Source organism: Bacillus sp. TSO22 (assembly GCF_020223595.1).
In the GTDB taxonomy this organism is placed as follows: domain Bacteria; phylum Bacillota; class Bacilli; order Bacillales; family Bacillaceae; genus Bacillus; species Bacillus inaquosorum.
This window is the reverse complement of record NZ_JAHAWO010000009.1, coordinates 128381-143098: the sequence shown is the minus strand read 5'-3', so window position 1 is coordinate 143098 and position 14718 is coordinate 128381. Positions and strand designations below refer to the sequence as shown.

At 40.1% G+C, this 14718-nt stretch carries 14 protein-coding genes and 2 pseudogenes; 14 read left to right on the top strand and 2 right to left on the bottom strand.

All coding sequences use genetic code 11. The features are described 5' to 3' along the window. Positions 1–9: 9 nt before the first annotated feature. Together nrdF and KHQ79_RS09510 are read left to right on the top strand one after the other, a co-directional pair. Positions 10–999, top strand: coding sequence for a class 1b ribonucleoside-diphosphate reductase subunit beta (nrdF, locus tag KHQ79_RS09515; protein WP_003238355.1), 990 nt, complete (start codon positions 10–12; stop codon positions 997–999). A gap of 47 nt (positions 1000–1046) precedes the next feature. Continuing rightward, positions 1047–1667, top strand: coding sequence for a hypothetical protein (locus KHQ79_RS09510; RefSeq protein WP_225514961.1), 621 nt, complete (start codon positions 1047–1049; stop codon positions 1665–1667). A gap of 62 nt (positions 1668–1729) precedes the next feature. On the opposite strand, the gene cwlC is transcribed toward KHQ79_RS09510, so the two are convergent. Beyond that, on the bottom strand, positions 1730–2497 hold the full coding sequence (gene cwlC, locus KHQ79_RS09505; RefSeq protein WP_019258473.1) for a sporulation-specific N-acetylmuramoyl-L-alanine amidase: 768 nt from the start codon (positions 2495–2497) through the stop codon (positions 1730–1732). 370 nt (positions 2498–2867) lie between these two features. On the opposite strand from cwlC, the gene KHQ79_RS09500 reads away from it, so the two are divergent. From KHQ79_RS09500 to KHQ79_RS09455, 10 genes and pseudogenes are all read left to right on the top strand, one after another. Then, on the top strand, positions 2868–3044 hold the full coding sequence (locus KHQ79_RS09500; RefSeq protein WP_225514959.1) for a hypothetical protein: 177 nt from the start codon (positions 2868–2870) through the stop codon (positions 3042–3044). Positions 3045–3359: 315 nt separating this feature from the next. Then, the gene (gene spoVK / locus KHQ79_RS09495; RefSeq protein WP_019258474.1) at positions 3360–4328 is read left to right on the top strand and encodes a stage V sporulation protein K; all 969 of its coding nucleotides are present in this window, start codon (positions 3360–3362) and stop codon (positions 4326–4328) included. A 132-nt stretch (positions 4329–4460) separates the two neighbouring features. Next, positions 4461–5723 (top strand): GTPase HflX, encoded by a 1263-nt coding sequence (gene hflX / locus KHQ79_RS09490; protein ID WP_003238345.1) that lies wholly within the window; start codon positions 4461–4463, stop codon positions 5721–5723. A 17-nt stretch (positions 5724–5740) separates the two neighbouring features. After that, on the top strand, positions 5741–7006 hold the full coding sequence (locus KHQ79_RS09485; protein WP_003238343.1) for a methionine gamma-lyase family protein: 1266 nt from the start codon (positions 5741–5743) through the stop codon (positions 7004–7006). Positions 7007–7115: 109 nt separating this feature from the next. After that, positions 7116–7523, top strand: coding sequence for a transcriptional repressor GlnR (glnR, locus tag KHQ79_RS09480; RefSeq protein WP_003238341.1), 408 nt, complete (start codon positions 7116–7118; stop codon positions 7521–7523). Between the two features lie 57 nt (positions 7524–7580). Next, positions 7581–8915 carry a type I glutamate--ammonia ligase gene (gene glnA, locus KHQ79_RS09475; RefSeq protein WP_003238339.1) on the top strand — a complete coding sequence of 445 codons (1335 nt, stop codon included), beginning with the start codon at positions 7581–7583 and terminating at the stop codon, positions 8913–8915. A 686-nt stretch (positions 8916–9601) separates the two neighbouring features. Continuing rightward, positions 9602–9958, top strand: coding sequence for a hypothetical protein (locus tag KHQ79_RS09470; RefSeq protein ID WP_060398671.1), 357 nt, complete (start codon positions 9602–9604; stop codon positions 9956–9958). Positions 9959–10445: 487 nt separating this feature from the next. Next, entirely contained in the window at positions 10446–11735 is a 1290-nt protein-coding gene (locus KHQ79_RS09465) for a Na+/H+ antiporter NhaC family protein (protein ID WP_003238338.1), read from the top strand. A gap of 330 nt (positions 11736–12065) precedes the next feature. Then, a pseudogene (locus KHQ79_RS09460) lies at positions 12066–12167 on the top strand (YolD-like family protein); the annotation flags it as partial. A 230-nt stretch (positions 12168–12397) separates the two neighbouring features. Next, a complete protein-coding gene (locus KHQ79_RS09455; RefSeq protein ID WP_225514957.1) occupies positions 12398–12919 on the top strand; it encodes a hypothetical protein in 522 nt (173 codons plus the stop codon). Positions 12920–12957: 38 nt separating this feature from the next. Here KHQ79_RS09455 and KHQ79_RS09450 read toward each other — a convergent pair whose 3' ends face one another. Continuing rightward, positions 12958–13191 carry a hypothetical protein gene (locus KHQ79_RS09450; RefSeq protein ID WP_080429009.1) on the bottom strand — a complete coding sequence of 78 codons (234 nt, stop codon included), beginning with the start codon at positions 13189–13191 and terminating at the stop codon, positions 12958–12960. A 72-nt stretch (positions 13192–13263) separates the two neighbouring features. Here KHQ79_RS09450 and KHQ79_RS09445 point away from each other — a divergent pair. Beyond that, positions 13264–13605 (top strand): annotated as a pseudogene (locus tag KHQ79_RS09445) (hypothetical protein). A 539-nt stretch (positions 13606–14144) separates the two neighbouring features. Beyond that, positions 14145–14675, top strand: coding sequence for an NAD(P)H-dependent oxidoreductase (locus KHQ79_RS09440; RefSeq protein ID WP_060398674.1), 531 nt, complete (start codon positions 14145–14147; stop codon positions 14673–14675). Positions 14676–14718 lie beyond the last annotated feature (43 nt).

Genomic DNA, 14718 nt, shown 5'->3' with positions numbered 1-14718 from the left:
GAGTTTATAGTGACAAAAATTTATGACGCAGCAAACTGGTCAAAGCATGAAGACGATTTTACCCAAATGTTCTATAACCAAAACGTGAAACAGTTCTGGCTTCCGGAAGAGATTGCTTTAAACGGCGATCTCCTCACTTGGAAGTACCTCGGAAAAAACGAGCAGGACACTTATATGAAGGTACTGGCCGGACTTACTCTTCTTGATACAGAGCAGGGGAATACGGGAATGCCAATCGTGGCTGAACACGTAGACGGTCATCAGCGGAAAGCGGTGCTGAACTTTATGGCAATGATGGAGAACGCTGTCCATGCGAAGTCGTACTCTAATATTTTCATGACCCTGGCACCGACTGAAACGATTAATGAAGTATTCGAATGGGTTAAACAAAATAAATATTTGCAGAAAAAAGCGCAAATCATCGTCGGACTTTACAAAGCCATTCAAAAAGATGATGAGATTTCACTGTTCAAAGCGATGGTTGCTTCCGTTTATCTGGAAAGCTTCCTCTTTTACAGCGGTTTCTATTATCCGTTATATTTCTACGGACAAGGAAAACTGATGCAAAGCGGTGAAATCATCAACCTGATCCTTCGTGATGAAGCGATTCACGGCGTCTATGTGGGTCTCCTTGCTCAGGAAATCTATAATAAGCAGACAGAAGAGAAAAAAGCAGAGCTTCGCGACTTTGCGATCGACCTTCTGAATGAGTTATATGAAAATGAGCTTGAGTATACAGAAGACTTGTACGATCAAGTCGGACTCTCACACGATGTAAAGAAATTCATCCGCTATAATGCCAATAAAGCGCTGATGAACCTTGGATTTGATCCATACTTTGAAGAGGAAGATATTAATCCGATCGTTTTAAACGGATTAAATACAAAAACAAAATCACATGACTTCTTCTCTATGAAGGGGAACGGTTATAAAAAAGCGACAGTTGAGCCGCTCAAAGACGATGACTTTTATTTTGGAGATGAAAAAGAGCAGATATAATATCTGCTCTTTTCGCTTGAAGGTTAAATAAGGAGGACGCAGTAACCATGGGAAAGATGGACGAAATGATTTTGGTCGCCCCGCGCGACGACGTGTTTAAGAAGGAGAGCTTAACCTTTCAGGGCGTGAACAGTGAAGATAGCAGAGTAGCAGAAATCATGGCTCAGATCGAAGCAGCCTATCGTGAAATGAGAAGGGGAGACGCAGAAGAAGATCCTCATTACAAGCAGCCGATTCCCTATGTCGTCATTAAGCGCAAAGATGAAGTTTTCCTTTACGAGCGGCTGGCTGGTGGAGGAGAATCACGTCTGCACAATAAGCTTTCTCTCGGCTTTGGAGGCCATATGAACGCCATCGAAGGAGCAGCCTCATTTGCTGAAGTCTTAAAGCTGAACACAGACCGTGAGCTTGACGAAGAACTGCAAATACATGAAGAGGATAAACAGGCGATTGTCACATTGGGACTCATCAATGATGATGAAAACAGTGTCGGCAAAGTGCATATCGGTATTCTTTCTGCGCTTCAGTTGAAGCCTGGCTCAAAAGTGGAAGTAAAGGAGAAAGAACAAATTGCGGGTAAATGGATGAAAGTCTCAGAATTAAGACAGGACGACATCTATAACCGTCTGGAAACATGGTCACAATTTGTTGTTGATATTCTTGAATAAAAAAACCCGGTTTCTCGTGATGAGGAGCCGGGTTTTTTATGAAACGCTCGTCCGCGTCTAGACTATGATTCTAGAATGACAATTGCGTCAAAGCCGGCATTCTCCGCTCTGGCAGCAAGAGCGTCCGCATTGTCTTTGGACGAAAATGCGCCAATCTGCACTTTGTATAATCCGTCCTTTAAAACGACAATCGTGTCAAAGCCTTTAGCTTCGGCACTGCTAGCGAGTGAGTCCGCATTCGCTTTCACTTTAAATGCGCCGATTTGAACCTTATATAACCCTGAGCTGGATGTTTTTTTAAGGTTAAAGGCTTGCTCCAGCCCGTTTGCATGGCCTCTCGCTAAGCTTTGAATAAAGCTGCTTGTTTTAAGCTTATTTGCATCAGCAACGGTATCAATGAATCCGTTCTCGGTCAATAGGGCAGGCATTGCCGACTCCCTTAGGACGTGGAAGTTTGCTGTTTTTTTGCCGCGGTCGGCAAAGTCGACAGCTTGTATCACTGCAGAGTGAACTGCAGATTGGTAAGTTGTTGTCGGAGCTCCTACACCCGGGTATATATAGCTTTCAAATCCTGTGCCGCCCCCGGAATTAATGTGAATGGACAAAAAGAAATCTGCTCCCCAGTTATTTGCGGCATTTGTCCGGTCACTTAAGCTAACATATTGGTCGCTTGTCCGGCTCAGCAGCAAAGAAACTCCTTCATACTCATTTGTCAATATCGTACGTAAAGCTAAAGCGATTTGCAGGGTTAACGTTTTTTCTTGAAGGCCATTTCCTGTTGCACCTGGATCAGACCCGCCATGGCCAGGATCAATAAAAATCTTAACCATTCTTCATCACCTCATTACAGGATATGAAAAAACACGGCTTCTGCTTGTACGAGTATCATCTGTCTGAAAAATGAGGAAATAACCTTTACGCATGCGGAAATTATTTCTCGGGAAAGCGCACAATTCAACATGAAGCGACAGCAGATTCCATTCGAATAAAAAATATAGACATGTCATTTGTTTGCGGGTATTATGGGTTCGGCTTTATTTACACTGATTCCGTCTCGTTTTAGTCTTTGCGTTCTAATTTTGGAGCAGGCATTTGGAACGTAAATTTACAAGCGGAGCACCTTTCATATGCTGAGAAAGGGACGAGTCGTTAAAGACATCTCTTTATAAATAGAAGAAAGAGAATGTGTCAGTATCTTAGATGAATGAGGCTGGCAATTTAACTACGAATCATATGCTGACAGGTGTGAGTGTCCCGTATTTTTGGATTGGATCTGTTCAAAACCGAAAGCCGCACGCCAAACCGGGGTACGTTATGAACAAAGAACACGGTATCGTCGGAGCTTCCGCTCGGGCTTCGTTAAGTGAAGTGTCGTAACAAGGTTATAGAAAGAATAAGGGATTTCATATCGATGCTTCCGGCTGATACTTGGGAAAATAATGATAAAGAGGTTGATACATCCAAAGGAATATCACCATATTCATAGAGCAGTGTTCTGACAAAATGATTAAAAACAAAATCTCTTGGTTTGTCCACCCCATGTCCGTGAATACAATAAGAAATAAAGTATTTCTCGGGAAAGCGCAAGATTCCTTATCGTTCCCGAAAAAAGCAATTGTTTCGACACATGATAGGCGTTTGTCACAAACGGCATCCGCTTGAATATCATATAGAGAGAACAGAGAGGTGAAAATGTTGGAGCGCGCTGTGACTTATAAAAACAACGGACAGATCAACATTATTCTGAACGGGCAAAAACAAGTGCTGACAAATGCTGAGGCTGAGGCGGAATATCAAGCCGCTTTGCAAAAAAACGAAGCGAAGCACGGCATTTTGAAGGAAATAGAAAAAGAGATGAGCGCACTGGTTGGGATGGAGGAAATGAAACGCAACATCAAGGAAATATACGCTTGGATTTTTGTGAACCAAAAACGTGCGGAGCAAGGCTTGAAGGTGGGGAAGCAAGCGCTGCATATGATGTTTAAAGGAAACCCGGGAACAGGAAAAACAACTGTTGCACGGCTGATCGGCAGGCTGTTCTTTGAAATGAATGTGCTGTCAAAAGGCCATCTGATAGAAGCAGAGCGGGCTGATCTGGTCGGGGAATATATCGGCCACACCGCCCAAAAGACGAGAGATTTAATCAAAAAGTCATTAGGCGGCATTTTGTTTATAGACGAAGCCTATTCGCTGGCAAGAGGCGGCGAAAAGGACTTTGGGAAAGAAGCGATCGACACACTCGTAAAGCATATGGAAGACAAACAGCATGAGTTTATTTTGATACTCGCCGGATATTCTCGGGAAATGGATCATTTTCTCTCATTAAATCCAGGTCTCCAATCAAGATTTCCCATCTCCATTGATTTTCCTGATTATTCTGTGACCCAGCTCATGGAGATTGCAAAACGCATGATCGCTGACAGGGAATACCAGCTCAGTCAAGAAGCGGAATGGAAATTAAAAGATTACTTAATGACAGTCAAAAGCACGACAAGTCCCATTAAATTTAGCAATGGCCGTTTTGTCAGAAATGTGATCGAAAAATCGATCAGAGCGCAAGCCATGAGGCTTTTAATGGGCGATCAATACTTAAAAAGCGACTTGATGACCATTAAAAGCCAAGATCTTTCCATTAAAGAAGAAGCGTCTGGCTCTGTATAGACCTCTCAGTTTTCGAGAGGTCTGTTTTTTGCTGTATATCTTGCTTTTCAAAGCAATCGATTTGTGGTATACACATGCAGGGTTTGGTATGATAATACTACTGCCCAATATGCAAAAGAAAGGAACATCCATTTGAACGAACAGGAAACAAGACAGGAAAAAGCTATTTTAGTCGGATGTCAGCTGCCGCATATCACGGATGAGCATTTTGAAAATTCTATGGAAGAGCTTGCATCTCTGACAAAAACAGCAGACGGAAAAGTATTGACCAGCGTCACACAAAAACGGAACAGGGCTGACGCCGCTACATATATAGGAAAAGGGAAGGTAGAAGAGCTGAAGGCACTGGTGGAAGAGCTTGAGGCTGATCTCCTTATCTTTAATGATGAGCTGTCTCCAAGTCAGCTGAAGTCGTTGGCAACAGCGATTGAAGTGAAGATGATTGACCGTACGCAATTGATATTAGATATTTTTGCAAAGCGGGCAAGAACGCGAGAAGGCAAACTTCAGATTGAACTGGCTCAGCTGCAATATGCACTTCCGCGTCTGACGGGGCAAGGGATCAATCTCTCCCGGCAAGGCGGAGGAATTGGGGCGAGAGGTCCCGGGGAAACGAAACTGGAAACCGACCGCCGCCATATCAGAAATCGCATTCATGAAATCAACACACAGCTTTCAACTGTCATTCGCCATAGAAGCCGATACCGTGAAAGAAGAAAGAAAAACGGTGTGCTTCAAATTGCGCTTGTCGGATATACAAACGCGGGCAAATCAACATGGTTCAACCGCCTGACAAGTGCTGAAAGCTATGAAGAAGACCTTCTGTTTGCCACACTGGACCCGATGACCAGAAAAATGGTCCTGCCAAGCGGCTACAGCGTGCTTCTGTCAGATACAGTAGGATTTATTCAGGATCTTCCGACGACACTGATTGCTGCATTTCGGTCAACGCTTGAGGAAGTAAAGGAAGCGGATTTGATCCTTCATTTGATTGATTCTTCAAATGAGGATTACGTGGGACACGAAAAAACGGTGCTTCGTTTGCTTGAAGAGCTTGAAGCAGATGACATCCCGATGCTGACAGCTTACAATAAACGTGATCAAAAGCTGCCTGATTTTATACCGTCCGCCGGAAGGGATCACATTATGGTCAGTGCGAAATTTGAGGAAGACGCTGAAACGTTTAAAGAAGCGATTCAGCGCTATTTGCGCCAAGAGCTGTTAACATCTTTTGAAGCGCATGTGCCGGCAAGTGAAGGTAAGCTCCTTTCGAGAATCAAATCGGAAACAATGGTTGACCGCTTCTATTTTAATGAAGAAAATGAACGGTACGACATATCAGGCTATGTGCAAGAAGAGCAAAGTATCATCGGTGAATTAAAGAAGTATATGTAGGAAGGAAATTCAAAGACATGTTTGACACATTAACACACGGAGAATTATTGAAAAAAACGGCAATGGAAGTGGAATCAGACATTGCCGGCGTTCATAAACAAATAGAAGAAATCAGCGAGCGCAATGAATGGAGGGTGCTTCAAAGCTATAGAAAACACAAAGTAAGCGACACTCATTTCACACCGTCTACAGGATACGGCTATGATGATATCGGAAGAGACACGCTTGAGAGCATTTATGCGGATGTGTTTGGCGGAGAAGCGGGGCTTGTAAGGCCGCAAATTATCTCAGGCACCCATGCCATCTCGATTGCTTTGTTCGGTGTGCTCAGACCGGGGGACGAGCTCCTTTATATAACGGGCAAGCCATATGATACGCTAGAAGAAATTGTGGGCGTCAGAGGCGGAGAAAACGCTGGATCATTAAAGGATTTTCAAATCGGCTACAATGCGGTTGATCTGACAGAAGACGGAAAAATAGACTATGATGCAGTCGCCGCAGCGATCAATCCGAAGACGAAAGTAATCGGCATTCAGCGCTCAAAAGGATATGCAAATCGTCCTTCTTTCTTAATTAGTGAAATAAAAGAAATGATCCGTTTTGTAAAAGAAATCAATGAAAACCTGATCGTCTTTGTGGACAACTGTTACGGAGAATTTGTGGAAGAGCTTGAGCCTTGCCATGTCGGAGCCGATCTGATGGCGGGATCTCTCATTAAAAATCCCGGCGGCGGTCTTGCGAAAACAGGAGGCTATCTCGTCGGAAAAGCGAAATGGATTGAAGCTTGCTCATACCGTATGACGTCACCTGGCATCGGCAGAGAAGCAGGAGCATCTCTTTACTCGCTCCAAGAAATGTATCAAGGCTTCTTTTTGGCGCCTCACGTTGTGTCTCAGAGTTTAAAAGGAGCGGTGTTTACAGCGAGATTCCTTGAAAAACTGGGCTTCACTTCAAACCCGAAATGGGATGCGAAAAGAACAGATTTGATACAATCCGTTGAGTTTTCTGACAGAGAAAAGATGATTGCCTTTTGCCAGGCGATTCAATTTGCATCGCCGATCAATGCCCACGTGACGCCTTATCCGGCCTACATGCCGGGATATGAAGATGATGTCATTATGGCAGCAGGCACATTTATTCAGGGAGCAAGCATCGAATTATCAGCAGATGGCCCTATCCGCCCGCCGTATGTAGCGTATGTTCAGGGAGGATTAACCTATTCGCATGTGAAGAATGCCATATGCAGTGCAGTGGATTCACTCATGGAAAAACAATTAATTTAAATTTTTTAAAAATTTCACTGAATTTCATGTTAAGAATCCTTACATCGTATTGACACAAAATATAACATCACCTATAATGAAACTAAGTTAAGAAAAGGAGGAAATTGAGATGAGTGATAATATTCGCCGCTCAATGCCTTTATTTCCAATAGGAATTGTCATGCAGTTAACTGAATTATCAGCAAGACAAATTCGATATTATGAGGAAAATGGACTAATATTTCCAGCTAGAAGCGAAGGAAATAGACGATTATTTTCATTTCATGATGTAGATAAACTGTTAGAAATCAAGCACCTGATAGAACAAGGTGTAAACATGGCAGGAATCAAACAGATTCTGGCGAAAGCAGAAGCCGAGCCGGAGCAAAAACAAAACGAGAAGACGAAAAAACCAATGAAACATGATCTGTCCGATGACGAGTTGAGACAACTCCTGAAAAACGAGCTCATGCAAGCTGGCCGTTTTCAAAGAGGGAATACATTCCGTCAAGGCGACATGTCCCGCTTCTTTCATTAATCCGTTAGCAACTGTTTTGCTATATACATTTACCTTTTAGAGGAGGAGTTTTACGAAATGGCAAAGTACACTAGAGAAGATATCGTAAAATTAGTAAAAGAAGAAAACGTCAAGTATATCCGTCTTCAATTTACTGACATTCTTGGAACGATCAAGAATGTTGAAATTCCTGTAAGCCAGCTTGGAAAAGCGCTTGATAATAAAGTCATGTTTGACGGTTCTTCTATTGAAGGATTCGTTCGCATCGAAGAGTCAGACATGTACCTGTATCCAGATCTAAATACATTTGTTATCTTCCCATGGACAGCTGAAAAAGGTAAAGTAGCACGTTTCATCTGTGATATCTACAATCCGGATGGCACACCTTTCGAAGGTGACCCGCGAAACAACTTAAAACGGATTTTGAAAGAAATGGAAGACCTAGGCTTCAGTGATTTCAACCTCGGGCCTGAGCCTGAATTCTTCTTATTCAAATTAGACGAAAAAGGCGAGCCGACGCTTGAACTAAACGACAAAGGCGGATATTTCGACTTGGCTCCAACTGACTTGGGAGAAAACTGCCGCCGCGATATCGTACTTGAGCTTGAAGAGATGGGCTTTGAAATCGAAGCGTCTCACCACGAAGTAGCGCCTGGCCAGCATGAAATCGACTTTAAATATGCTGGTGCAGTCCGCTCTTGTGACGACATCCAAACGTTTAAACTGGTTGTCAAAACAATTGCCCGCAAACACGGCTTGCATGCGACATTTATGCCAAAACCGTTGTTCGGTGTGAACGGTTCCGGTATGCACTGTAATCTATCACTCTTCAAAGATGGCGTTAACTCATTCTATGACGAAAACGCAGATCTTCAGTTAAGTGAAACAGCGAAACACTTCATTGCAGGTATCGTGAAGCACGCAACAAGCTTTACAGCAGTAACAAACCCGACAGTAAACTCTTACAAACGTCTTGTTCCTGGCTATGAAGCACCTTGCTACGTAGCATGGAGCGCGCAAAACAGAAGCCCGCTTATCCGTATCCCGGCTTCCCGCGGCATCAGCACACGTGTTGAAGTACGTAGCGTAGATCCAGCTGCTAACCCGTACCTTGCACTAAGCGTATTGCTTGCTGCAGGCTTAGACGGAATCAAAAACAAACTGGAAGCGCCAGCTCCAATCGACCGCAACATCTATGTGATGAGCAAAGAAGAGCGCATGGAAAACGGAATCGTTGACCTTCCAGCAACACTTGCGGAAGCGCTAGAAGAGTTCAAATCAAACGAAGTCATGGTCAAAGCGCTAGGCGAGCACCTATTCGAACACTTCATCGAAGCAAAAGAAATCGAATGGGATATGTTCCGCACACAAGTTCACCCTTGGGAACGCGAACAGTATATGTCTCAGTATTAATCTCTCAATCCCTTGGCACTATTGGTGTCAGGGGATTTTTTTATCTGTTTTCTATTTTAATAAATTGGTATAATCTTGTATCACCCACAAAACACCAGAAGTGTCACTCTGAAAAGGCATCATCACCAACGAATACAACTTTAGAAAGTAGGTACGGACATGAGATAATCAAGAAGATTGCTTCTACAATGGCAAAATGATACTGAAAAGGAGTGAGATTCATGGGAGGATTTTATTTCTTTGGTGGTTTGATTTTAGCACTTCTACTAGGTGTTGGTTTATTATCTTTTGGTGCTTATACTCTTTGGAAACTTATAAAGATGCGCTAGGTTTGATGGAAGCTCCCTTTTGAATTAAATAGCTGTTTGCTGGATCTCACTTTTTGTAAGTTGGAAATTCATATGACTGAGTATCTGTACCGTTAGCTTTAGCTGACGATAGGGATGCTGATACGACTAACACAATACCAAGGTTGTTGCTTGTTCGAACCTACATCCAAAATTCCCAATAAAATAATGGTTTTATCCATAAAACAAAAGTTTGTAAATTAGGGAAAGAACATGCTTAATGCAGGTTCTTTTTTATTCAATCATTAAAACATTCGAACAATTGTCGATATTTAACATGTGTAAAGATGGAAGGGTGCTCTATGATTATAAAAAGCTCTGAAAGGATTGTGGTTATCGATGGTAAATGTAGACTCAAGTGATCTTATTTATGATCCGAAATTCTTAGCATTTTGCAGCTTGGCTACAGAAGGGTATGGAGGGAATAATCCAACTCCTTCATCCATTGGCTTTAGTGAATTCTGTGAGAAACTTGAGAAAAATGAGGTAGTTGAATCCGAGAATAAAAAAAGCTCACTTGACCTAAATAAGTCTTTAGATTATTGGAAATCTAGATTAAATGGTGGAGGTAGTCTTTCTGCAATGGATTCGCAGGTATTAGATATTATTAAAAAAGCTTACAACTTAGGCATGGTTAACAAAGATAACATGTTACTACGTAACGAAGCAATTAGTGCTTACAAGAACTCAATTTGAATATGAAAATAGCGCCCAACTATTAAGTTGGGTGCTTTTACTTATTGAAAGTTATTTTCTTGTAAATGCTTCTCATGTTCTCTGAAATTGCTTTTTAAATAACAATTGCTATGACCGCAAGTTGAGTTGGTGCATAAAGAGGAAGGGTTGAATCCTTTCCTTTTTATATTATTGATAATAGCTAAAACAGTTTTTATGCCCTGTATCGTTGCATGTTGCCAGCTTCCCAAAGTTTAATAAAATGATATTCCCGCTTAAACACACCTCATCAAACAGTTGTATTTGTATAAGGAACTTTCCAAATAATCTGTTGATGAGAGTGTTTTTTCCTCTCCTTGAAAAATCCTTTTTTCTTTTCTGTTATTAATTTAATAATTACTATACTATTTTTCCGCTTGACTTTTTTACTGTAGCCTTTTAAAGTATGGAATGTTGCTTAGACTATGTTTAACGACTTTGATACTGAAAATTAGAGGTGGCTACTTAGATGAAACAAAATGGAAATCCTTGGGCGCTATTGCCGCTATTTTTATTTGTAGGCCTTTTTGTCGGCTCCGGTGTATTGACTGGAGATTTCTATAAATTGCCAATATTGATTGCGGCAATTATAGCATCGGCTTTCGCGCTTTCATTTAACCAGAAGCAATCGCTCAATCAGAAAATAGAATGGTTTGCTTCCGGTGCGGGTCATCCTGATATTATTATTATGGTTATCATTTTTATATTAGCAGGTGCTTTTGCTTCTGCAGCTGAGGCGATGGGAGCGGTACACTCAACCGTCAACCTTGCTTTGAGCATTATTCCGCAGCAGTTTATACTGCCAGGGCTTTTTATCATTGCTTGTTTTATTTCTGTTTCGATGGGAACATCAATGGGGACGATTGCGGCAGTTGCTCCAATTAGCGCCGGTTTGAGCGGAGAACTTGGCTTGTCCCCTGCAATCGCTATTGCAGCTGTTGTCGGCGGAGCTATGTTTGGAGATAATCTTTCTTTTATTTCGGACACCACCATCGCGGCAGTACGGTCACAAAAAACACAAATGATGGATAAATTTAAAACGAATTTTTTGATCGTTTTGCCTGCAGCTATCATAACTGTCATTTTATTATTTTTTATACCGACAGGACACGTAGGACATATCGGAGCTGAATCTTACAGCTGGTTTAAAGTGCTTCCTTATGTTGCTGTGTTAGTCTTTGCATTAATTGGTTTTAATGTGGTGGCTGTCATTTTTGGCGGATTGATCTTAACAGGAATTATAGGAGTTGCAAGCGGCAGCTTGACGTTTGAGTCTTATTTTAAAGCAATTACGGATGGAATTGCCGGAATGTCTGATCTTATCATCCTTTCAATGTTAATTGGCGGAATGGTCGGCGTCATGAAACAAAACGGAGGGATTGACTTTTTACTGGGATTCATTTCTAAAAGAATCCATTCGAAAAAAGGTGCTGAAGCCGGTATTGCCGGATTGGTCAGCGTTACTAACCTAGCTACTGCCAATAATACGATTGCTATTATTGCAGCCGGGCCGATTGCCAAAAATATCTCTGATGAATTTAAAATTGACAATAGAAAGTCGGCAAGTATCTTAGATATCTTTTCCTGCGTGATACAAGGCTTAATTCCTTATGGCGCGCAGATGTTATCGGCCGGGAAGTTTGGAAATATTTCACCTGTCAGCATCTTGCATTACTCTTTCTATCCTGTTTTAATCGGGATCTGCGGCATCATAGCAATTGTATTCGGACTACCAAAATTCACAAGAAATACGAAATAAAGATAAAAAAGGTACCAAACGGTACCTTTTTCTTTTTTAAACCATAATTCGTAAAAACATATAGAAATGATGAAAAAGGAAGATAGAGAGTGTAATGAAAACAAGCTTTCATAATTTATTATGTTGAGGGCCTAGTGGGTGCGACCGTATGAAAAATAACAAGGGTTTTGATACCCTTGTTATTTTTTGTGTCTTCGAATTTTTAGAGGTTTCTTTATTTGGAGACATGTAGATTGTTTTAAGTAAGGATCACTCGAGATATGGAATAGCATTACCAATATTGCATCGAACAATCGTTTTGATTTGAATTGAATAAAGGAGTAAGCCAAATTGCTTAGAGATCAAGGGACAATCAAATGGATATCAATGATGCTCCCAGAACACTTAACACAGCTTAAACAAGACTTACTTGATGTATCAAAAATTGAAGAGTGAACAACTAGCACAAATTAGTTGAAAATAATTTTTCATTTAGTCAGAGGAATTAAAAGAAATTTAATCTGATAAGTAACTAAAGTTATGATTTATACGGTTGAAGAAGTCTTAAAGTAACCTAGAATTTGTCTAAAAAGTCAAAATGAAAAATTCATATTATAGTTTAAATGGATAAATATGGGGTAATAGCCGAATGTACACAATTTTACATTTGGAGGAGGATAACCTTGAACTCTACAATCTGTAAGGTAGGTATTGTTGGAACATTGGTGATTGGTGGGCTGTTTTCACCTTTTGCGGCTGGAGCGGAAGCTAAAGAAGAAGCCAGAAAGAACCATATAAATACATTAAGTGTTAATCAACCAGTTAATGTACTTAAAACAGCCTCAGTGTTTAGCAGTCAAAACATTAAAGCAGCTGCTGATGACTGGGAATCAGCAGGAACTGAGTATGGAAGCACAAAGTTTGAAAAATATTCTTTAGCTGCAGTTGTTCAGACTCTAGGATTTGCATTAAACCTTCCTTCAGGTGGATGGTCGTCGTATTTAGCTGGATTAGCAAATATGATTATCTTAGGCGAGTATCCTGTTGTTTATTTTAAAGATCGTAAAGAGTTTAAAATGGCCGGGGCGACACTAATGACACGCCACAATGTTACAATTTATGAAGACAAAGATCGTAAGAAAAAAATTGGATCAGATAGCTTTATCATTACAGATACAGGTGGCCCAAAAGCTGCTGAGAAATAAGTTTAAACAAAAAATCCTCCCACAGTGGAGGATTATTATTACATATTAACTAAAGTGTAAGTCAATGAAACGATGAATAAAAAATACGAAATATAAGAAAGTGCTTTTGATGAACTTGTTCTATGTTTTTGGAATGTATAGATAAGTGCAAAACCCAAGAAGAAAACTGCTACAAACCAAGAAGTGTACTGTGGAAAGATGGCAACCAGCAATACCATGATTGTTGAAAAAATAAATGAAGAGTAATGAGTAACTTTATGATCATTATTCAAAGAAATCACCTCTACAAATTTTTACCCAATATAGTGTGTATTAAAACATTATACAAATAGGAGATTGGAAAAATGCCTAAAGAACAAGATGAAGCAATTAATTACTTTAGAAACAAATTAAATTTATCAGACAAAGACTTATACATACGGTTGATTAATTTTGAATTACTTACAGACAAGAACGCCAATATGCGAACGTGCTGTATGAGCTTTTTAAAAATGATCCTTATTTGTTTATTGTATGATTCTTTAATGGAGAAGAACTGGCTATTGTACATAAAACAACCGGCAAGAGGTTCAATGTTAATGTAAATGAAGAAGCTGCCTGACGGCTTTACATTGCAAACAAAGGCTATGTGGTTGTGGAGTGAGATTGTTGAATGCACACATTTATCAGTTAGAAGCTTATTTTAAGAAAGGGTCAGCCACTTCAGAAAATATAGTTTGAAAATCCAAATAACTCTGGAATGTCGTATATGTTCATATATTAAGAAAGAAAGCGTACCGGCAGCTAAAGTTAGGACGCTTTTTTTGTTATGGCATCTAATTAAAAAACAACAATTTCACACAGAATGGAGAGATTAAAGTGTCATCTATAAAAGACGTTACCCATGCTGACTCAGCATAACAAAAAGACTAAAAAAGAAAGCAATGCTTTAAAGGGAAGAAAAAAAGATCACCCAAGTTTAGCTTGAGGTGATCTCTTCATAATTATTAAGAAATGTCAGCTGTTTTATATTGAACAAAATTTTTGAACGGGAGAAAGATTAATTTCGAGAATGCAGCTATTCTACTTTGCGGGTATTAGATTCGCCAGTCCCCCTTATAGAAAACTTTTATCACTGATTAACACTCACCTTTATGTAAGTACCTGAACTAAAAGTGCATACTTACATATTTACAGTCTGCACTTTATTATCAAGATATAAATAATAATTAAGGAGGACAAATCTTTGAAAACTCTTGTTATCGTAACACATCCCAGCATAGAAACATCCGTCATTAATAAGCGATGGATAGAAGAACTGAAAAAGTATCCGGAAAAGTATACTGTTCATGAATTGTCTAAGGTTTACCCTGATGGAAACATTGACGTGGAAAAAGAACAAAAATTAGTTGAATCACATGGTAATCTTGTTTTCCAGTTCCCTATATATTGGTTTAATTGTCCGCCTCTCCTAAAAAAATGGTTTGACGATGTTTTAGCTTATGGTTGGGCTTATGGTTCTAATGGAGGAGATAAATTAAAGAATCGTAGAGTTGCTTTAAGTGTATCTGCCGGAATCCAAAAAGAAGACTATAATGAAAACAGAAGATATCGGCATACACTTGAACAAATATTAGTTCCATTTGAAATGACATTCCTGTATTGCAATGCAGATTATCATTCATTTTTTGCGTTTTATGGTGCAGAAAGTGAGCCGGGTACAAGCAAAGTAGAAAAAAGCGCTCAGGATTATTTGAATTTTGTTGACAATCTGTAATAGGAAGATTTATTAAAGTTATAAAAAAGAAGTATTTTTGTTG

Coding starts and splice junctions, on each gene's coding strand:
- cwlC (WP_019258473.1), bottom strand. CDS start 2,497: ATGGTTAAGATTTTTATTGATCCTGGCCATGGCGGGTCTGATCCAGGT.
- KHQ79_RS09470 (WP_060398671.1), top strand. CDS start 9,602: ATGGTAAATGTAGACTCAAGTGATCTTATTTATGATCCGAAATTCTTA.
- KHQ79_RS09500 (WP_225514959.1), top strand. CDS start 2,868: ATGAATGAGGCTGGCAATTTAACTACGAATCATATGCTGACAGGTGTG.
- glnR (WP_003238341.1), top strand. CDS start 7,116: ATGAGTGATAATATTCGCCGCTCAATGCCTTTATTTCCAATAGGAATT.
- KHQ79_RS09510 (WP_225514961.1), top strand. CDS start 1,047: ATGGGAAAGATGGACGAAATGATTTTGGTCGCCCCGCGCGACGACGTG.
- spoVK (WP_019258474.1), top strand. CDS start 3,360: ATGTTGGAGCGCGCTGTGACTTATAAAAACAACGGACAGATCAACATT.
- KHQ79_RS09485 (WP_003238343.1), top strand. CDS start 5,741: ATGTTTGACACATTAACACACGGAGAATTATTGAAAAAAACGGCAATG.
- KHQ79_RS09465 (WP_003238338.1), top strand. CDS start 10,446: ATGAAACAAAATGGAAATCCTTGGGCGCTATTGCCGCTATTTTTATTT.
- glnA (WP_003238339.1), top strand. CDS start 7,581: ATGGCAAAGTACACTAGAGAAGATATCGTAAAATTAGTAAAAGAAGAA.